This is a genomic window from Pseudobacillus wudalianchiensis (assembly GCF_001685015.1).
In the GTDB taxonomy this organism is placed as follows: Bacteria; Bacillota; Bacilli; order Bacillales; family Domibacillaceae; genus Pseudobacillus; species Pseudobacillus wudalianchiensis.
In genome coordinates, this window is the sequence record NZ_MAYT01000027.1 from 188395 (window position 1) to 207964 (window position 19570).

Below are 19570 nucleotides of genomic sequence, written 5' to 3' on the forward strand. Positions count from 1 at the left end.
TCCTCCTTATGAATGACAGCTTTCACATTCTTCAATATCAGAAGCGGTAGACCGCACATAATAAGTCGTCTTTAATCCCGATTCCCATGCATCTAGGTGTAAGTCTAACAAGGCTTTTGCTTTAATGTCGTTGCGCACATATAAATTAAAGGATACAGCCTGATCAATATGGCGCTGGCGCTTGGCATTTTGGCGAATGCTCCAATGCTGATCAATGAAATAAACGGTCTTGTAGTACCATGTCGTCTGAGCTGACAAGTCAGGCGCTGTCACAGGTATTTTGTAATTTTTCTTTTCTTCCATATATTCTTTACGGAAAACTGGATCAATTCCAGCTGTTGAACCCGCGATCAAAGCGGTGGACGAGTTTGGAGCGACCGCCAGCAAATAACCATTTCTCATACCAGATGTTTTGACTGTTTCCTTTAACTGCTGCCACTTTGCTTCATTATAATTACGTTGTTCAAAGTAGGCACCACTATCCCAATCTGATCCTGCAAAGACCGGATATGAACCTTTTTCTGCTGCAAGTTCCGCGCTTGCTTGAATCGTTAAAAAGGCAATTTGCTCATACAATTCATCACAATAATGGACTGCTTCGTTTGATTCCCAGCTCAACCCCTTTAAGGCAAGCAAATGCTGCCAGCCAAATGTGCCAAGTCCAATTCCTCTATATTTCTTGTTCGTCAGCTGCGCTTGTAAAACAGGAATATTATTCATATCGATAACGTTATCGAGCATTCTTACTTGGATGAGGATTAAGCGTTCAAGCACTTCATCCATCACAGCCCGGGCTAAAGAAATGGACGAGAGGTTACAAACGACGTAATCACCAGGATCTTTTGTAACCACAATTTTTCCGTCTTCTGTTTTTTCTTCGATTACGACCGTCGGACTCATATTTTGACAGATTTCTGTGCAAAGATTGCTTGCGTAAACCATTCCGGTGTGCTTATTCGGATTCGCTCGGTTAACGGTGTCTCGGTAAAACATGTAAGGTGTGCCTGTTTCAAGCTGGGAAATCATAATGGCTTTCATAATCTCGATAGCCGGAACTGTTTTTTTGCTTATGTGCGGATGAGCCACGCACTCTTTATATCTTGTTCTAAACGTTCCCTCTCCCCTTTTCTCATCAAATGAATCTTCAAGAGAGTAACCCATCACTTTTCTTATCTCATGAGGGTCAAATAAATGCCATTCTTCTCGTTTATCGACTGCTTCCATAAATAAGTCAGGAATAGTGACACCCGTGAATAAGTCGTGTGTTCTGCGGCGTTCGTCTCCATTATTCAACCGGGTTTCCAAAAATGAGAAAATATCTTTGTGCCAAATATCCAAATAAACAGCAATCGCTCCTTGACGCTGTCCAAGTTGATCGACGGATACAGCCGTATTATTGAGCTGCTTCATCCAAGGAATCACACCGGAGCTCACATTTTTAAATCCTTTAATATCGCTTCCTTGGCTGCGAATTTTCCCTAAATAAATCCCAAGTCCGCCGCCATTCTTACTTAAATTAGCTGCATCCGTATTAGCATCAAAAATTCCTTGCAAGCTGTCATCCACTGTATCAATGAAGCAGCTTGACAGTTGGCCATATGATTTTCCCGCATTCGCAAGCGTTGGGGTAGCGGTAGTCATATATAAATTAGAGAGCGCCCAGTAAGCTTCCTTCACGTAGTGCAGCCGTGTTGATTTGGGCTCGTTCATCATTAAGGTCATCGCAATAATGAGCCATCTTTCCTGCGGAAGCTCTGCCGGCTGCTTATCTAGTGTACGGGCTAAATATCTTTCACTTAATGTGACAATCCCAATGTATGTAAATAATTTGTCCTTCTCAGGATCGATTAGTTTGCTAAGCTCGTCCATTTCATCTTTTGTATAAGAAACGGTTAACTGAGAATTGTATATTCCTTCTTCAATTAAAAGCTGGATGAGCCTTGGGAAATCTCCGTATCCAGCCAATTTCTCCCCGCGGGTTGTCGCTGCCTGCTTATACAGTTGTTTTAAATACAATCGGGCTGCGATAAATGTCCAATCTGGTTCCATGCTCGTGATCCGCTCAACTGCTGAATGTAAAAGCAGCTGCCAAACTTGCTCATCTGTCCATTCTTCTCTCGTATCAAGTGTTCCCTTTATCTTATTTTCATAGCTTGCCAGTTCAATATGTGGAAATTCCCTTTGAATTTCAATAAATGCCTCTTCTGCTATTCTTTGTACGGTTTGAATCATATCTATTCCTCCTAAACGATCAGTAGTTTAGAAAGAGATTTTTTTAGCAACAAAAAAACCATCTTTCTAGATGAAAGATGGGATGAGGGCGAAGAAATAATCTTTTCACAAAGTGAGACAGACCTGCCCTTGTACACAATAAAGAGCCTGTCTGAATAAAAGACATTGTCGTTTTCTCCGCGCTTTCTTCCCAACTCCCGAAGAAGAGTAAACGCTGTAAAAAGGCAGGTCTCCTGGCTTATGCTTCTTCCTTCCACATTCCTTCCCGTCTATTCGACAGTGGATTTATCTGCGGTCGTCCACACTTACAGTTGCGGGTACAGCTTCGGTATTTCACCGAATTCCCTATTAAGCTGCAATAGCACCTTTTTACTAAATATTGATTTAATTATAACATTGCCACTAAATGTTGTGTCCGAATTAGTATAACAATGATCGTTACCGGAGGCAACCCCGAATGAACTTTTTACTTACTCCGGTATTTACTCACTCTGTAGTTAAAATAATCAATTCATCCTGATCAGAAGGGTCAACAGCTTGTGGAATAACGGCGGTTGTTTTTAAAAAAGTTTTATTCTTGTCATTTGTAGGCGGATGCTCTAGATCAATTTCAAGCGAAAAAGGAATGGTGATGTTTTCTTTCGGTTTAATATCTCGTTGGATGGGAATGACTATTTCTTTTAACTCCTTATCAATATAGGAAAAGTCGCTATCTTCCCGTACTTTATCCATTTGGACATGCAATGAAACGATTAAAGTCTCGATCGGTTCCGACGCCTGCCCGCCGTTAATTAGAACCTTCCCTTCAATTTTGTCTCCTCTTTGATAGGTCATTTTTGGAAGAGCTGTATCGATCTCGACTCCACCAATGCCGATACTAGACAGAATATGTTTCCACATGAAATACCTCCTTTCTTTCTATCCAATTTAGTTTAATATTCCCCGATGTTTCCTCGTTAATCTTTCTTTTGCTAGCCGTTAATTATTTATGAATTTTGCACATTTTGTTTTTGAAAAAAAGCATGCTTTATACAAAGCATGCCTCTCAAAATTCTCTATTAAAAAGAGGCTGAAACCATTTAATGCCCCTCTTATTAGCCGGCCATATTTTCATATCTGCCACTAGATGACTCATATACGCGATAGAAGCCGCTAAAAAGCTGCCTTCAAGCCCAACACTTTGCTGAAATTGCCACGCAATCCCTGCAAAACAAGCTGCTCCAATTAACGAGTGAGTTAATGAGCGGTGTGATAAAAAGGAAGAGACCATAATAAATGCACTTAACAGCAGCAACCAAAAGATACCCGTATACCAGGCAGCAATTGCTAGAACAGCTCCCGTTATAAAAAGCATCGTCCGCTGCTTAATAAACAGCCGGGGTAATACCGTTAAGCCAATCCCAACAGTAAAACCCGCCGATTGAACGAAACCGTTCAGCTTTAGATAACTGTAGCCCATCAAAAGCAGCCCTGCAGTGGCAAAAAATAAAATTAACCATTTTTTCGATATCGTAATTCGATTGGACAGCTTGCCGTTTACATCAAGGTCAGGAGCAAGGCCAGCGATTGCCCCAATGGCAATTAAACCCGCTGTAGTAATTGGGTCTGTATGTAAATAAACAGCTGTGGCTAGTCCGGAGGCTCCTCCAATAGCCAAATGAGCCGATCCTTTCATCTGTTTCCATCCTTTTCTTTTTCTCTATTATAACAAACAAGTGTTCTTTATTCTATAAAAAAATAGCATTGATGGTTTCATCAATGCTAATTCCTGCTTTTCCAAACCTTATCCATACATTGTGCTCTGGGCAATAGTCCTTTCTCGAAGAAAAGCCCTCTGTATGCTCACAATGTTAAATGCTTGAGTGACGATCAATAATCTGAAGAAGCCAATCCTGGACACTTTCAATATACTCTCCGGAAATATCTAGTTCCGCCAGCACTGTTCCTTTGCCAATGATTTTCAATCCAGGTACGATAGCTGGTTTTTTGGGATTCATTGAATATACAACGGTATCTATATGATGAATTGGAACACGAATATTTGTGACCGGACCTTTGCTAACTAGAAATCCTTTATCTACTTTAATAATATTCTTTTTCCAACAATACTCGGTATCAGTAGCCGTGCATTCGGGAACTGCGTCCTCATTTATAAAGGGTGTCATGTATTATACCTCTTTTTCGCTGTGTGATAGATAATAACAACTATAACCTATCAGCTTTACGTTACTTTGTAAACAAAAACTTTTACCCGCAAATAAGTTCCACATAATTTAATTATGTTAACTGATTATATACCCTGTATAAAACTAAATTTCCTCATAAAAACACAGCCCCATTATAATCGTGGGGCTTTGTCTTCTTCATTAGATCACTTCAGCTTTTCTATACACATTTGACTTTTGCTCTTTTAACTCTCTAATAAATGCCCGGCCATTTCTTACTCTTAAAAGATAGGATACATTGGAACGAGTGAAGATGGCTACATTGTCCAGTCTTCCCGAAATCGCCTCAAGGTTAAACCAGAAATTCGGCTTTGCATTTTTTCCGATTCTCACCACGTCCACAATTTCTGTTAATGGAATATTGACTTGATTTAACGAATCATTTGTCATCAACATTCCTTGATCTATTTTATAGTTTGACGATTGTTTTTTACGCTGTAAATAAAGCGCAAAAAACAATGCACCTGTAAAAAGTAATAGTAGTTCCACCTGATAACACCTCCTCTTCCTCTCTCTATGGTGCCCTTCAAACATCACTTTTTCCCATTTCTATTACTGTACCCACTTTTCTTTTTTTTACCCGTGAGGTCATATATTCTTCAGAAGAAAAACTTTTTTTGAAAAGTTTAAAGCAGGCAAAAAAAGATAATATCAATAATAAGGTATGTATGTTTTGAATGATGGCAGTTTTAGGAGGAGAAACATGAAAAAACTAGACGAAGAAAAGCTATTAATTAGAGTGACCCAATTAGAAGAAATTGTTCTTGAATTGTCTGATCGAATCAGACAAATGAGCGAAGAACTTATTGAAATGAGAGAAGAAAAGATCCATTAAAAAATGAGCAGTCTAAAAATGGTTATTCACCAGCTTTTAGACTGCTCTTTTGTTTGCAATAAAGAAAATCGATAAAATAAGTAATACCAAGGCCGGCTTTGTTATGCAGACGCATGGGTATGAACCTCTTTTTGTAACTCCCTCATGTGCAGAAGGCGGAAAATTGGAGGGAGAATGAGACAGACGGCTAAGATTCTAAGTACTTGCACTGCCACAACAAACGTAGAATCAGCATCCAATACAACAGCAGTCGTCGCCATTTCAGCAATTCCACCCGGTGCAAAAGCAAGAGCCGCTGTTTTGAAGTCGATGCCCGTTAATATAGAAACGAGATACGCACAAATAAACATGACAGCGATTAATCCAACTGTACTGATTAATCCAACCATGATTGTTTGCTTTAATCCGGCAAACATCTTTTTATGAAAACGAGATCCAATCGATACGGCAATTAAAACTTGCGATAAAATAATCAAGCTATGCGGCCAATAGGCTACCATGTTATGACCAGCATGCACTGAGCTCAACGACTGGACAATCGCTACAGCCGTCATACTTCCAAGCAGCCAGGGGGCTGGGAATTTTAAATATTTCCCTACATAATACCCTCCCCACGCTGCCATCACTAGTACGGCTGTCCAAAGCAGCTGGAGCGGATCAAATCCAGTTGAAGCATATTGAATAGCTGGCTCAGCAGCTGGATGAATGGCCCAAAGTGATACGATAACCGGAATGGTTAAAACAACTAAAAACACGCGCATCGTTTGAATGATGCTGACAATGGCGGTGTTGGCTCCCACCTCTTCCGCCAAAGCCGGCATCGCTGATAATCCTCCTGGTGCTGTACCGAAAAAGCTTGTTAGCATATCTGAACGGCTGAACTTCCAAAGAACGAAACCAGAAAGCAAGGAAAAAAGAACAGATAAGATGAGCATCAAACTAATAACCACCCAGTGTGATTGGAAAGCAGTTAAAACAGACAAATTGATTTTTTGCCCAAGCTCAATCCCTAATATGAGCTGACCAATGGATAGCCAGCTTTTCGGTATCTTGTTCGCTCCTGAAAATTGAGGAAAAGCAAAAGAAATACTTGCCGCTACTATCAGTGTCCCCAACATCCAGCCAATTGAAAGACCTGTCCATGATAAAAATAGACCTCCCATGGCACTTACTATGAGAACGATCCACTTATTTTCTTTCATTTAATCCTCTTCTTTCTTTTCTTATTCTCTATAACTAATTATAATAAGAAAAAAGAAATAAATAAAATATCGCTTTTTTATCATTAAGCATAAAATAAAGTTATACCAGAAAGGAAAGTAAAGGATGGACGATCGGGATTGGCTTGTGTTACAGACGTTGTTTTATGAAAAAAATATAACAAAAGCAGCTAACAAACTGTATATTTCTCAACCTGCACTGACGAACCGTTTGAAGCAAATCGAAAAAGAATTCGGTGTTCAAATTGTTAATCGCGGAAGACGTGGCGTACAATTTACCCCTCAAGGAGAATATCTGGCAAAATGTGCTGACCACATGCTGTTAAAACTGCAGCATATTAAAGAAAATGTTCTAAATATGGAAAATAAAATAACCGGCACACTCCGGCTCGGCGTTTCTACTTTTTTTACTGATTACAAACTTCCCGGACTGCTCAAACTCTTTAAAGATGAGTACCCTAATATTGAATTTAAAGTGACAACCGGCTGGAGCAATGACATTATTCATTTAGCTTATAATCAAGATGTACACGTGGCCTTTATTAAAGGGGACTATAGCTGGAAAGGCGGCAAAAAGCTGTTATTTGAAGAACCCATTTATATTGCCTCAACAGAAAAAATAGCATTAAAGGATTTACCTGAACTGCCGCGGATTGATTACCATACTGACCAAAACTTGCGAACGGTCGTCGACAATTGGTGGGCTGAAAACTATACAAAACCTCCGCTTGTCAGCATCGACGTCGATAAAGCAGGCACAAGCAAAAATATGATGGCCAATGGCTTAGGTTATGCTATTTTACCCGGTATGCTTTTAAACGATTTAAAAGATATTTATAAAATAGCGCTTCGTACAAAAGATGGACAGCCGATTATTCGAAAAACATGGATGGTTTTTCACGAGGAATCGCTTCAGCTTAATATTGTCAGAGCATTTGTTGAGTTTATTGAACGGATTGATTTAGAAAAAATCAAGTAGTTTTCCTCTCTATAGAGAAGGCTATCCTTTTTTGCTGCTTCAGGAAAAAAATATTTATAGGCTTTTCATCCAATTTTCATTAAATTTTCATTTTTCTCGTTTATTCTAATAATGCGTTTCATATCAAATGTTAGAGGTATAAACAATGAGTCTAAAACAAAACACAAGAAACAATACTTCCTTTTTATCAATTCATGTTCCAAACCCGAAAGAACGAAGAGCCATTGCCATTGGCTTGCTTGTAACTGCTTGTTTGCTTCTAATTGGACTTTCACTCATTTCTCTCAATCATCAACAGCTAATGTCGCAAGAATACAAACATTATAAGGAATTCTTAAAGCAGTTTGGCTCTATTTCAAGAATTGTATACTTTGTCGTTTTTGCTGTCTATCCCGCTTTTCTTTTATTAAAATGGCGGCGGTTGAAAACAATAGCTTGGCGGAATTTTCAATTAAAAGTCCTTCTACAGTATCTCGGAAAAGTTCTCAGAAAATGGCACGTCCCCCTTGCTCTAGTATCTACAGGTCTAATTTTACTCCACGCATATTTAGCTGTTATAAGGGGATTTAAATGGGATTTCACCAATGTTACGGGAATCCTGGCGATCGTTCTCTTAGGTTTTCTCTTATTTATGGGGTTGAAACGATTCAAGAGAAAAGATAAAAAATGGCATTTAAAGTTGGCAATTGGCTTTATTATCTTATTTATGATTCATGCGTCTTTTAGTTAAATTAGTCTGTTCTATACTCATAAACGACTAAAACTTACTTATAGAGAGCCCTAACGAGACAAACTAGATTTGGGAACGGCCGTTCATTTGATTCTGCCAAAGGATTATTGGACAAAAGATCCAATAGACAAAGATAACCTGTTGCTACTTTAAAATAAGGTTTGTTCGGACACCCCTCACCAATCAGTACTCTACGATAAATGGAAAGACTCCAATTTGAAAAAAGCTGATCAAATTGGAGTCTTTCTCAATAGATTTAAGTTTCTGTTTTATAGAAAAGTTTGATCATTTTCTACCTGTGACGCCCTACAATTGCGCCCGATTGTGGAATAACTTAATGTATGTTTTCAGTCTCAAAACCAATTTAGTCTTCTTTTACTAATGCACTCGTTAATTACAAAAGACAGAGATAATAAAGTGGTTTAACGTATTCCGATCCCCTTCCAACCAATGAATCATAGCAAGGTGTTCAAGAGAAACCATAGCAGCTTCCGCTTAATTTTCACCTTTTGCTTCCTTTAGTTTATTTCCCGATCGAAACAGTTCCCCATATGCTGCACCTCCTAAGATCAACACAGCCCCGGCTATTTGCACAAGGCTTAACTTTTCTCCTAATATAGCAGCTGAAAAAATCAATGCTGAGAGAGGTTCCAAATACCCGAGAATGGACACCGACTGAACAGGCAGCTGACCTATGGAAGAAAAATAGAAGTAGCAACCGATTCCCGTGTTTATAACGCCTAGTATCAGTATAGGCAGCAAATTCCCTTCCATCACATTAACCGAAAACCCTTGCTTCAAGCCCATAAAAATGGCAACCGTTATAAAGCTAATAACTAACTGGCACGTGGCATTTTCAAGCCCCGTTATGCTTACAGCCTTTTTATTAAAAACCACCATAATGACATACATGATTGCCGATAATATTCCGAAAATCAACCCCAAGGAGATTCTTCCCTGTGTAAAAGCTTGTCCGTTTACACAAAGCATTCCAATTATCACTGCAAAAAATCCAAGTAGTTTAGCGCTTGTCATCTTTTCCTTAAAGATAAGTGGTGAAAGAATCATGACGATTACAGGGCCGCAATAATAAGCAAGAGTGGCAATACTTACACCGATTTGTGTGTAAGCCTCAAATAAAAATATCCAGCTTGCCCCCATCGCCACGCTGGATATTACTAAATACAGAAAGTGGAATTTATTTTTCCAAAACTGTGCTTTCTGCTTAGACAGCGCAAATACGAAAATCAGAAATATGCTGCCAATCAAAGTCCGTAAATAAACAATTTCGTAACTGTTCAATAAAATGTAACTTGCAACCACTCCATTGGAGCCAAATAGGAGCAGTGCGACCACATATTTGAAATATGCATTTTTCATTCTTAATCACCATACTTCTACTAAAATCTATATTTGAATAACAGTCGGCTTGTACTTTTTAGAAGGCAGAAATTTATCTATAACCTCCATTGTTTTCACTTTCATATATCCCGTTGTTGTCCCTTTGCTACATCCATAACACTCTTCTAGAAGCGCATCTTTATCAAAAAATAACTTGTGCGAGATTTTCCTTGCTTTTAAAATGCCAAATACAGTAGCAGCCCCAACTTTAACGCCCAAAATATTTTCCATCTGTTCTAAAGAAGCAAAGGAAACCAATGAAATATTGAATTCATGGCTGAAATTCTTGAATTTGAATAGCTTATCTGCGGTAGTTACAAAGGAAAAGCTTTTTTACCATTTTCATATTCAATTTTTATTGATTTCACTACAATCCTCCATTGAAATTGCTTTATCAGTATCTACACGTTCAAATGAAGTTTCTAACTTTTTAATGAGTCATAAACCATTTCTTGCAGAGATGATTTATAACTGTCAGGTGCTTTTTGCATAAAATCACTCACATAAAACATCGTTAAATACTCATCCCTTTCAAACTTGATTTTACAATAGCAATAGCATAGCATACTCATATGTATTACAGAATCAAATGTTTCTCATGCTATCTATAACAAAATCTGATGTAAGGGAGAAAGAGTTATGAATATCCAAAAATATATGGCGTTTGTAAAAGCAGTAGAATATGGGAGCTTTACAAGAGCGGCTGAAGCATTAAATTATACACAGTCTGGCATCAGCCGTATGATTAAAGATTTAGAATTGGAATGGGGAATGTCCCTTTTGGAAAGAGGGCGTGCCGGTATTAGTTTAACATCTGATGGCTTACAATTACTGCCCCAGTTACGGCGAATCTGTAATGAACATGAAATTTTAATGAGGCAGGTTGAGGACTTACACGATATGCAATCTGGGATCATCCGTATCGGAACATTTTCAAGTGTGGCAACTCACTGGCTACCTAATATGATTAAATTCTTTAAGAAGGATTATCCCAATATTGATTTTGAATTGCTTTTAGGTGATTATACAGAAATTGAAAACTGGATTATCGAAGGACGTGTCGACTTTGGATTTTTACGGCTGCCGACAAAAGCTGAACTTGAAACGATCTTTTTGGAGCAGGACCGTTTGCTGGTAGTCATACCTCGAGATCATCCACTTGCTGATTGCGATAAATTTCCAATCAGCGAATTATTGCACAGTCCCTTTATGCTATTGGAAAAGGGAGCAAAAGCAGAAATATCCGAAATTTTTGAAAAACACCAAATTTCACCGTTAGTTCATTTTACTACATGGGATGACTATGCCATTATGTCTATGGTGGAAAACGGGTTAGGAATCAGTATATTGCCAGAGCTGATTTTACACCGTATTCCTTACCAAGTTATAGCGAAAGAACTTGAAGTGCCTGCTTTTCGAAATATTGGCCTTGCTATGAGAGAGCAAAGATTGCTTTCACTTGCGGCTAAGAGTTTTTTGGAATATTTACCCTTTAGAAAAAGAGAGTGAAAAATCCTCTGTTACAGGCCAATTGTTAAAAAGCAAGCCTTGCTATTGAAAAAACTTTTCCATTTATAAACTTATTAAATGATAGTACTTATTATTTTGACCTTTTCTATACTATAAAAATAACGAATTTCTATATGGAGGATTTTTGATTAAATCTTATTATAAACGATATGCTTTTTTTAAATGATCGAACTTTGTTTCAACTCTCCGTTTGTGTTTCTTGCAGCCATTCCTTCATTTTACTGACTTAAAAAGAGAATGCCTGTTATCTATAGGCATTCTCTTCTCCCATTTACTTCTTATATATAATTTTCCCGCCTACAATCGTCATTTCAATGTCAGTGGTCAAAAGCTCATCCGGTTCTTCCAGCGCTAAAATATTATTCGAATAAACCGTCATATCCGCTAACTTTCCTGGTGAAAGAGTTCCTTTTTTGTGCTCCTCATTCGTGGCATAAGCACCGCCGATTGTAAATGTCTTTAGGGCATCAAGCATAGAGATTTTTTCTTTTTCATTCCAGCCATCGTGTGATTGTGAAGGCGCTCTCCGAGTAACCGCTGCATGAATACCTAATAATGGATCAACTGGCTCAACTGGTGCATCTGATCCTCCGGCACATAACACTCCAGCAGCAAGCAGGGATTTCCACGCATACAAATGTTGTATTCTCTCTTCCCCAATCCTTTCCTGAACCCACGGGAAATCCCCTACTATAAACCTCGGTTGAATGTCAGCAATTAGATTCGGTCTAGCAAGACGCTCGATTAAATCTTTCCGAAGCAGAGATACATGGATGATCCGATCACGGTGCTGTACTTTTGGAAATTGCTCAAGGACTTGCAGCACATTTTCCACCGCCTGGTCGCCAATTGTATGGACAGCGATTGGCATCGAGTGCTCCCTTGCATCTTTCACCATTTGGTAAAGCTCTTCCTGACTATGCTGCGCTTCCCCGAATTGACCTGGCGCGTCATGGTAAGCTTCCGACAGTAAAGCGGTTCTCTTTCCGAATGCTCCATCCGCAAAAATTTTGATCGCTCCGATTTGCAGCTTATCATTTCCATATCCCGCATACATTCCTCTTTCTTTTAAACGATTGAGAAACGGATAATCAATTAAAAGATTGCATCGAAGGCCTTTTTGTTTTTCGTTTAGTAATTCATCATACATTTTATACGTTTGATCAAAACCGCCCAAATAGATTGGGTCATTCGTATGAACACTTGTTATTCCTCTTTGCGCGACATGATCCATCGCTTGTTCTAAGCCGAACTTTAATTCATCATATGTATGCTCCGGAATATGCTCTGTAATCAGTTTAGAAGCTGACTCAAGCAACACGCCCGTTGGCTGTTTCGTTACCTCATCAAGAACAATGCTTCCGCCTGTCGGTACAGTCATTGAAGGAGAGTAGTGGCACATTTCAAGCGCCTTGCTGTTGACAAGAAACGCATGATGACAGATCCGCTTTAGAAAAACTGGACAATGCGGCGCAACCTGATCTAATTCTTCGATCGTCGGAATGGTTCCGTCAGTAAACAGATTTTCATCCCAGCCCATCCCTAACAGCCATTTGCCTGGTGGTGTCGCATTCGCTCTTTCTCTTACTCTGTCTAGCATTTCTCTTTTAGATGTTACACCAATTAAGTTTAAATCCAAATATTGAAAAGCAATACCTGAGAGATGAAGGTGGCTGTCGATCAAACCAGGAGTGACCATCTTCCCTTGTAAATCAATAATTTCAGTATCTTTCCCTCCCCACTTTTGAATTATCTCTTTATGTGATCCAACCTCAGTAATAATTCCATTCTCTACGACGACTGTTTCCGCTAACGGTTGAGTCGCATCAAGCGTGTAAACAACTCCGTTAGTGTAGATTGTTTTTTGCATCCTGTTTCCCCCTAAAGTATCCCGTAAAATTTAGATTCTTGCAGATACAAATTTTTTACTCGTTCTACTACCAATTTGGCCCTTAGTCTGCCATTATTTTATCAAAAACACAATTATTCGTAATAAAATGATTAAAATTTTATCTACTCGATTAAAAGCAAACTCTTTTAGATGTTCAGATCGATGAATGGATCGCTTAAAATGAAGCATTTATTCAATCTGAACCTAAGTAAGAACAGGGTTAGATCTTTAATTGTTCAAACAGCAAAACTAATTAAATATTCAAAATAAAAATTCTGCAAGAAGAGAGAATCTTCTATCCTCTCATCTTGCAGAAAAACACTTCATTTATTTTTTTACTGCAGCCTCTTTTTGATAGACACAGCTTCCCCCCATATACGTCTCAACCACTTGTACTTCATCAATGTTCTCTGGATTGATTTCGAGTATATCTTGGTCAAGCACGATGAAATCAGCATGATATCCTGGTTTTAACTGACCAACCTGCGGAATGCGGGTGAGCTGTTGAGCGGCCCGCGTATAAAGCTCAATAGCCGCAGCAACATCGATTCGTTCATCCTGTCCTGTATCTGTTCCGTCATACGCCTTACGTGTAACGGCGGATTTGAGTCCGAGGAATGGATTGACCGGATCAGCCCATGCTGTTCCTGGTGCGTCGGAAGAAAAGGCCACTTCTATTCCCATTTCTAGCATGGTTTTAATTGGGTACGTTTCTTTTGTCCGTTCCGCCCCCAGATTTTTCAAATAGCTTTCGATTTCTGCATATAGGAAGACAGGCTGCGTAACAATGCCAATTCTCGCTTCCGCCATGCGTTTCATCGCTTGTTCAGTAGGCAAAGTCACGTGCTCAATTCTGACAGACGGTGCATCTTCTAACCAGCCTTCTTTATCATAAAACGTATCGACGATTAAATCGATTGCCTGCTCTCCCATCGCATGAATCACTAATTGAATCCCATATTTCTTAGCAGCCTCACCCGCTGCTAATAATTCTTCTTTTGACGTTGTCGGAATGCCATAGTTTTCGCCTTCTCCCAGGAACGGCGGGTTTACCCAAGCTGTTTGACCGGAAATGCTTCCATCAGAGAATAGTTTAATCCCTCCAATATGGACAGGGTTATTTCGATTTATCCGCTCTTTGTCCTCAATCGGCTGCATGCGCAAGTCCTCCCACATATAGTAAAGGACTGTTCGCTGCTTAAGACCCTTTTCCTGTCCCTTTTTATACATTTCCAAATAATCAACCGGCGCTGTTCTTGACATTAAGTCTGTGATGGCCGTAATGCCATGGGCAAACAACTTCGGGCTTAACTCAGCTAAGGCAGATGCATCTTCTTCAATTGTTTGAACAGGCATCAGCTTAAATACTATTTCTCTCGCATTTTCTCGTAAAACTCCCGTTGGTTCACCGTTTTCATCTTTATCAATTTGTCCGCCTGGAGGATTTGGTGTATCCTTTGTAATTCCAGCCATTTCTAATACTTTACTATTTACTGTAGCAATGTGAACACATGAACGGCTGGCGATGACAGGAACGTCTGGAGCTGCTTTGTCTAGGTCCCAGCGTGTCGGCATCCGGCCCTCTGCTAATTTCCCTTCATCGTATCCCCAGCATTCAATCCATTGGCCTTCTTTTAAACTTTTACGTCTCTCACGAATTTGTTCAATCAATTCGGCAATAGAATGTACATTCGGAGGAAGAGCCGCAATTTGTTTAGAATACATCGCTAAATGCCAGGGATGAAGGTGAGCATCAATGAAACCAGGAAGCACTCGTCGGCCTTGAAGATCAATGACATTTCCTTTGCTTTGTTGAATCTCTTCCCCATTTCCGATCCATGTAATCTTTCCACCCTGTACTTTCATAGCGCTTGCATATGGCTGATCACGATTAGATGTAAAGATCTTGCCATTTATAAAAGTCGTTTCATATTGGTTATTCATGCTTATCATGTTCCTTCCTACAATAAAATTCTAAGATGCATTCTCTTGGCGATTGGATAGCTTTCCTCTGCCAGCTGATTCATTCATTTGTTTTTAGTCATGAAGTTATCCGCTTTCATTCAATTGTTTTATTGCTTGTGATTTTGGTTAGGAAATCCAAAATTGAAAGCGTAAAAAAGACTCATCGTCATTTTTCTCATGCAATTTTCGTGCCAAAAATAAAAATTTCCCTCATAAATCGTATTAAACGCCCTATTTACCCGCAAGGATAAAGCCGAATATTATTTTTCAAACTGGCTGGTAAGAAAAAAGTTCATGAAAAAAGCAAAAAAAGAGGGAAAAATTTATCCCTCTTTCGTAAAAACTTTTTTACCGCAGTCTATATTTGTCCATCTTATATTTTAGAGATTGTTTAGAAAGCCCTAATCTTCTTGCCGCTTGAGCAATAACACCATTTGTTTGTTCTAATTCATTTTCAATTATCTTTTTTTCATAGTCTTCCACGGCTTCCCGTAAAGAACTGATCATACTGTTCATTGCAGGATTTACAGGAGCAGCCATCTGATACTCTCTAATTCTTCTCGGTATATCTTCCATTGTAATACGATGCTCACTTGCATGATTAAAAGCAGTTTCTACCGCGTTTTTTAATTCTCTAATATTCCCCGGCCAATTATATGCTTTAAAGCAATCAATCACTTCCTGATCGACTTCATCGATAAAAATGTTCATGTTATTGTTATAAAACTCAATATAATGCTGGAGCAATACTTCGATGTCCTCCTGCCGTTCCTTTAAGCTGGGCAGATCAAGTTGTACGACTCCCAGCCGATAATACAAATCTTCCCGCATCCTTTTTTCAGAAAGCAGTAAATCAGGATCTTCGTTCGTAGCCGAAATGACTCTGATATCTAACCTAATATTTTTTTTGCCGCCGATCCTTCTAATCGACTTCTCCTCTATTGCTTTTAAAAGCTTCACTTGAAGGCTAAGCTCTAAAGAATTGATTTCATCTAAAAACAGGGTGCCTCCCTCGGCCTGCTCAAACAAACCCGGTTTGTCCTCGGAACCCGTAAAACTCCCTTTCGTTGTGCCAAACAACGTGCTTTCTAGCAGATTAGCCGGGACTGCTCCGCAATTTAGAGAAACGAAGGGGTGGCTGTACCGGTCGCTTAAATTGTGAATCGCCTGGGCGATGACTTCTTTTCCCGTCCCTGTTCTCCCGTGAATTAGCACTGTCGAATCGGTCTTAGAAATTTTTTCGAGTTTTTGTTTGATCGCAGTCATTTTAGGATTTGCTGTAATGATGTCATCAATCGTATAAATGGTATCATTTTTACGATACACTTTATGACGCGCATATTTATCAAGATGCTGAATGTTTTTCTTATCAAAAAAGTGCTTAGAGAACTCAACAGCTCCGATAATTTGATCCCCTTCTTTAATCGGATAAGTCGAGTTAACTGATACGAAAGTATTTCCTTTATTGGTGGTCATCTCTTGCTTAACGTTGCAAAGCGGCACTCCGCTTCTTAGTACGTTCATCAACGTGCTATTTTCATTTGTTAAATCTTTATAGAAAGAAGTGATATGTTTTCCTAAAAAGTTCTCAGGTCTTAGATCAAGCTCTTTTAATACATTTAAATCGGCTAAGTCATAGAAAATGACTATTCCGTTCGCATCGACAATTAATACGTTGTCAAAATCAGATAAGCCTTTAAAACTTTCTACATCGATCTTCACTTTTTTTCCTCCTATCTAGTTAGTGTAAATACGTCTATGTATGAGCAGAGCGGCTGCTCGAGTATCCGCTTCAAAGAGAAACAGGCTTTTATTGTACCATTTCAGTTTTTAAAATTAGTCCCTATTATACTTAGTTGTTGATTTTTTTTGCAGATTCACCAACATGCGTCTTTCCTAGTGCACAAACTGAAAGCGGACCAGCTTTTAGTTCATGAACGGAATTCAAAAGCAGCAAAGAAAAGCATTTCTCCACAAGCTATTGAGACTTTTCACTTATACTGCCTATTCCTCTTGGTAAAATAGAATGGCTATCTAAAAACAATATCATAATTTTTATGCTTTGATAATAAACAAAGAATGCTTTGTCTTGGTCAGCAAACGCATAAATCTTGTAATAGTCCTATCCGCCGTACAAGAAAATAACCATTCAATACTAGTACCAATGACTTTATATTAGGATCAAGCCACTTTCTTTTGCAGCTGGACAGCCCTGCTCTTTTTAACACAAAAATCCCCTAGCTACTTGCTGTTAATGATTCACACCTAGTAGCCAGAGGTCTTATTCGTTTTATCTATTTCCTGCTTGTACATGCTTTAATTGATCACAATATATTTTGGATTGCTGTTGCAGTTCCTCGTACTCAGCACTTAATCTCTCCGAAGAAGCTGGCGGGCTAAAAAGGTATCCCTGCACTTGATGACAGTGCTCTTTCCAGAGAAATTCAAGCTGGTCAACTTGTTCCACCCCTTCAGCTATAACGGTTAGTTCCAGGTGTTTGGCAATCGAGATAATCATCGCAATCAAGGCAGCGTCATGTTTATTTGTCCGGACATGACGAACGAATGAACGATCGATTTTTACACAGTCAATCGGTAAGTCTTTCAAGTAATACAAGGAGGAATAGCCGGTTCCAAAATCATCTATGGCAATGCGCACACCTAACCGCTTTAATTCGGCTAAAATATCAGTTGCATAACTAACATTCATCGTCATGCTCTCTGTAATTTCTAATTCTAAATAGCGCGGCGGCAGATTTGCTTTTTTCAAGCTGTCTTCTACTAAATCAACGAGATTCCGCTGGAAAAACTGCCGGGTAGATAGATTTACGGCGACGCTTAAGTCAGAGAAGCCTTGATTATGCCAGTGTTTCAGCTGCTTACAAGCCGTTCTTAGCACCCATTCTCCAATTGGCACGATGAGTCCAGTTTCTTCAGCAATCGGTATAAATTCCCCTGGGGATACCCATCCTCTCTCCGGATGCTTCCAGCGAATTAATGCCTCTAGCGAAACAATACGTCCTTCACGCAAATTCACCTGCGGCTGATAGTAAAGGTACAGCTCTCCCTTATCAAGTGCTTTATGTAAATCATGCTCTAATACTAATCGGTCCATCAGCTGCTCATCCATATCATAATGATAAAACGCATAACGGCTGAACTCATTTTGTGCTTCAAACTTAGCAACCTGCGCATGCTTTAAAAGTTCATCTGCATTTTTCCCATGTTCCGGATATAAGGCAATTCCCATATTCAAGGTGATATTCAGCTGTAAATGCTGGATTCGAAAAGGCTCTGCCATCAACTTTTGGAGCTTTCGACAAATAGTTGCTGCTTCCTCTTTATCTTTTATCGACTTGAAAAAAAGTGTAAATTCCTTCCCTCTCATCTTTCCGAGAAATCCATTATGAAAATCGGTCTCCTGCAAGCGGGCAGCAACAGATTGCAAAATTAAATCGCTAAAGGAATGGCCAAGCGACTCATTCATCGCATCAAAGCGGTCAATTTCAATAATAAGAATGGCTGTCTTCTCTTGCGGCTCCCGTTTTAGCAATTCGGCCAGCTTCTCTTTAAAATAACGAAAGTTCGGCAATTTCGTCAATTCATCATGATAAGCCATGTAATGAAGCGACTCCTCGGATTTCCTTAATCGCTGTTCCGCCTGTTTTAACAGTTGAAACGGTTCTTCTACCGCCGTATAGTACAACGCTCTTAACAAAAAATAAAAACCTAGCAGCTGAAATAAATGGCCGATGAAATTGGCAATATCGTATACACTTTTATAAGAAGTGAACATCGAATCACCAATCATTAAGTAAAGAGAAGCAACGATCATCATAAAATTGCGATTTTTTGCCTCTCTAAAATTCTTAATTAAAAAAACAATACAGAGACATTGCAGCACAATGGCCGTATATTGCAGGCTGTTCTTTATCACTGTAGTGCCTGTCCCTTCTACCACTAATTCAGGCAGGAGCTTGGCGGGATGATAAATAATAGTCGTCCAACTCAAGAAATAAATGAAAGCAAAACTATAGGCCAGCCACCGATACTTTGAGTTTACTTGCTTTTCCGTCGATATAATAATTAAAAATAGTCCTAAAGCTTGCGTCAGCCGTGAAACCATATAAAACCAAGTAGCTGTATACGGCGTGCTTTCTATTAAAAAGAATGGCATTCCTTTATAAGTGATCGTATGAAGGACTTCCAGCAAACTAATGGAAAAGAATAGCGCTCCCAGCCACAGTCGCTGATTGGACATAATATGCGGGAAGACCATCCATGCCTGAATAGCAATTGTAAAGGAGGAGGCAATGATAAAAATTTCAAAAATTAAATGAAGCGTGATATAGTTCTGCTCTTTAAAAACAGCAAATAATGGTTCGCGAAAAAACAAGACAGGAATTAAGAACAAAAGGGGCATAATGACTCCCCCTCTATTTACTTTCCAAAATCCATTTTTCGTTGCTAGTTGACTCAAAGACAAACGCTCCTCTCCTCTATCCTGAGGTATACACCTTTAGATTTCTTTATACGTTTGGCTAGCATGCGAACCTTATAAG

The 19570-nt window shown here is 39.1% G+C and carries 17 protein-coding genes and 1 riboswitch; of the genes, 5 read left to right on the forward strand and 12 right to left on the reverse strand.

Annotation, left to right across the window (positions count from 1 at the left end; all coding sequences use genetic code 11):
* Nucleotides 1-6: 6 nt before the first annotated feature.
* The 5 genes from A8F95_RS14060 to A8F95_RS14080 form a co-directional block, all read right to left on the reverse strand.
* Nucleotides 7-2232, reverse strand: coding sequence for a ribonucleoside-diphosphate reductase subunit alpha (locus tag A8F95_RS14060; RefSeq protein WP_065411072.1), 2226 nt, complete (start codon nucleotides 2230-2232; stop codon nucleotides 7-9).
* A gap of 206 nt (nucleotides 2233-2438) precedes the next feature.
* A riboswitch (cobalamin riboswitch) is annotated at nucleotides 2439-2616 on the reverse strand.
* A gap of 102 nt (nucleotides 2617-2718) precedes the next feature.
* A complete protein-coding gene (locus A8F95_RS14065; protein ID WP_065411073.1) occupies nucleotides 2719-3132 on the reverse strand; it encodes a sporulation protein in 414 nt (137 codons plus the stop codon).
* A gap of 145 nt (nucleotides 3133-3277) precedes the next feature.
* Nucleotides 3278-3907 carry a metal-dependent hydrolase gene (locus tag A8F95_RS14070; RefSeq protein WP_065411074.1) on the reverse strand — a complete coding sequence of 210 codons (630 nt, stop codon included), beginning with the start codon at nucleotides 3905-3907 and terminating at the stop codon, nucleotides 3278-3280.
* 175 nt (nucleotides 3908-4082) lie between these two features.
* A complete protein-coding gene (locus A8F95_RS14075; protein WP_065411075.1) occupies nucleotides 4083-4397 on the reverse strand; it encodes a hypothetical protein in 315 nt (104 codons plus the stop codon).
* 201 nt (nucleotides 4398-4598) lie between these two features.
* Entirely contained in the window at nucleotides 4599-4946 is a 348-nt protein-coding gene (locus A8F95_RS14080) for a hypothetical protein (RefSeq protein WP_065411076.1), read from the reverse strand.
* Nucleotides 4947-5160: 214 nt separating this feature from the next.
* Here A8F95_RS14080 and A8F95_RS23230 point away from each other — a divergent pair, with 214 nt between their 5' ends.
* Nucleotides 5161-5292 (forward strand): hypothetical protein, encoded by a 132-nt coding sequence (locus A8F95_RS23230; protein WP_269429911.1) that lies wholly within the window; start codon nucleotides 5161-5163, stop codon nucleotides 5290-5292.
* Nucleotides 5293-5393: 101 nt separating this feature from the next.
* Here the strand turns inward: A8F95_RS23230 and A8F95_RS14085 are convergent, their stop codons facing one another.
* The gene (locus A8F95_RS14085; RefSeq protein WP_065411077.1) at nucleotides 5394-6494 is read right to left on the reverse strand and encodes an AbrB family transcriptional regulator; all 1101 of its coding nucleotides are present in this window, start codon (nucleotides 6492-6494) and stop codon (nucleotides 5394-5396) included.
* A gap of 124 nt (nucleotides 6495-6618) precedes the next feature.
* Between A8F95_RS14085 and A8F95_RS14090 the strand changes: the two genes are divergently transcribed.
* Both A8F95_RS14090 and A8F95_RS14095 read left to right on the forward strand, forming a co-directional pair.
* Nucleotides 6619-7491, forward strand: coding sequence for a LysR family transcriptional regulator (locus A8F95_RS14090; RefSeq protein ID WP_065411078.1), 873 nt, complete (start codon nucleotides 6619-6621; stop codon nucleotides 7489-7491).
* Nucleotides 7492-7636: 145 nt separating this feature from the next.
* A complete protein-coding gene (locus A8F95_RS14095; protein WP_065411079.1) occupies nucleotides 7637-8221 on the forward strand; it encodes a hypothetical protein in 585 nt (194 codons plus the stop codon).
* Nucleotides 8222-8716: 495 nt separating this feature from the next.
* Here the strand turns inward: A8F95_RS14095 and A8F95_RS14100 are convergent, their stop codons facing one another.
* Entirely contained in the window at nucleotides 8717-9601 is an 885-nt protein-coding gene (locus A8F95_RS14100; protein WP_065411080.1) for a DMT family transporter, read from the reverse strand.
* 27 nt (nucleotides 9602-9628) lie between these two features.
* Nucleotides 9629-9880 (reverse strand): hypothetical protein, encoded by a 252-nt coding sequence (locus A8F95_RS23410; protein ID WP_483826433.1) that lies wholly within the window; start codon nucleotides 9878-9880, stop codon nucleotides 9629-9631.
* Between A8F95_RS23410 and A8F95_RS22555 the strand changes: the two genes are divergently transcribed.
* Both A8F95_RS22555 and A8F95_RS14110 read left to right on the forward strand, forming a co-directional pair.
* On the forward strand, nucleotides 9804-10115 hold the full coding sequence (locus A8F95_RS22555; protein ID WP_176713705.1) for a hypothetical protein: 312 nt from the start codon (nucleotides 9804-9806) through the stop codon (nucleotides 10113-10115). The genes A8F95_RS23410 and A8F95_RS22555 overlap by 77 nt on opposite strands.
* Before the next feature lie 146 nt (nucleotides 10116-10261).
* On the forward strand, nucleotides 10262-11131 hold the full coding sequence (locus A8F95_RS14110) for a LysR family transcriptional regulator (RefSeq protein WP_049662324.1): 870 nt from the start codon (nucleotides 10262-10264) through the stop codon (nucleotides 11129-11131).
* A 292-nt stretch (nucleotides 11132-11423) separates the two neighbouring features.
* On the opposite strand, the gene A8F95_RS14115 is transcribed toward A8F95_RS14110, so the two are convergent.
* The 4 genes from A8F95_RS14115 to A8F95_RS14130 form a co-directional block, all read right to left on the reverse strand.
* The gene (locus A8F95_RS14115) at nucleotides 11424-13022 is read right to left on the reverse strand and encodes an amidohydrolase (RefSeq protein ID WP_065411081.1); all 1599 of its coding nucleotides are present in this window, start codon (nucleotides 13020-13022) and stop codon (nucleotides 11424-11426) included.
* A gap of 348 nt (nucleotides 13023-13370) precedes the next feature.
* The gene (locus A8F95_RS14120) at nucleotides 13371-14987 is read right to left on the reverse strand and encodes an amidohydrolase (RefSeq protein ID WP_065411350.1); all 1617 of its coding nucleotides are present in this window, start codon (nucleotides 14985-14987) and stop codon (nucleotides 13371-13373) included.
* Between the two features lie 369 nt (nucleotides 14988-15356).
* The gene (locus tag A8F95_RS14125; RefSeq protein ID WP_077247382.1) at nucleotides 15357-16730 is read right to left on the reverse strand and encodes a sigma-54 interaction domain-containing protein; all 1374 of its coding nucleotides are present in this window, start codon (nucleotides 16728-16730) and stop codon (nucleotides 15357-15359) included.
* A 568-nt stretch (nucleotides 16731-17298) separates the two neighbouring features.
* Nucleotides 17299-19488, reverse strand: coding sequence for a bifunctional diguanylate cyclase/phosphodiesterase (locus A8F95_RS14130; protein ID WP_245671335.1), 2190 nt, complete (start codon nucleotides 19486-19488; stop codon nucleotides 17299-17301).
* Between the last annotated feature and the right edge of the window lie 82 nt (nucleotides 19489-19570).

Bases quoted from the DNA above. Each gene is read 5' to 3' on its own strand.
- A8F95_RS14110 (WP_049662324.1), top strand. From the start codon at position 10,262: ATGAATATCCAAAAATATATGGCGTTTGTAAAAGCAGTAGAATATGGG.
- A8F95_RS23230 (WP_269429911.1), top strand. From the start codon at position 5,161: ATGAAAAAACTAGACGAAGAAAAGCTATTAATTAGAGTGACCCAATTA.
- A8F95_RS14120 (WP_065411350.1), bottom strand. From the start codon at position 14,987: ATGAATAACCAATATGAAACGACTTTTATAAATGGCAAGATCTTTACA.
- A8F95_RS14070 (WP_065411074.1), bottom strand. From the start codon at position 3,907: ATGAAAGGATCGGCTCATTTGGCTATTGGAGGAGCCTCCGGACTAGCC.
- A8F95_RS14065 (WP_065411073.1), bottom strand. From the start codon at position 3,132: ATGTGGAAACATATTCTGTCTAGTATCGGCATTGGTGGAGTCGAGATC.
- A8F95_RS14090 (WP_065411078.1), top strand. From the start codon at position 6,619: ATGGACGATCGGGATTGGCTTGTGTTACAGACGTTGTTTTATGAAAAA.
- A8F95_RS14075 (WP_065411075.1), bottom strand. From the start codon at position 4,397: ATGACACCCTTTATAAATGAGGACGCAGTTCCCGAATGCACGGCTACT.
- A8F95_RS22555 (WP_176713705.1), top strand. From the start codon at position 9,804: ATGCCAAATACAGTAGCAGCCCCAACTTTAACGCCCAAAATATTTTCC.
- A8F95_RS14115 (WP_065411081.1), bottom strand. From the start codon at position 13,022: ATGCAAAAAACAATCTACACTAACGGAGTTGTTTACACGCTTGATGCG.
- A8F95_RS14085 (WP_065411077.1), bottom strand. From the start codon at position 6,494: ATGAAAGAAAATAAGTGGATCGTTCTCATAGTAAGTGCCATGGGAGGT.
- A8F95_RS14060 (WP_065411072.1), bottom strand. From the start codon at position 2,232: ATGATTCAAACCGTACAAAGAATAGCAGAAGAGGCATTTATTGAAATT.
- A8F95_RS14100 (WP_065411080.1), bottom strand. From the start codon at position 9,601: ATGAAAAATGCATATTTCAAATATGTGGTCGCACTGCTCCTATTTGGC.
- A8F95_RS14095 (WP_065411079.1), top strand. From the start codon at position 7,637: ATGAGTCTAAAACAAAACACAAGAAACAATACTTCCTTTTTATCAATT.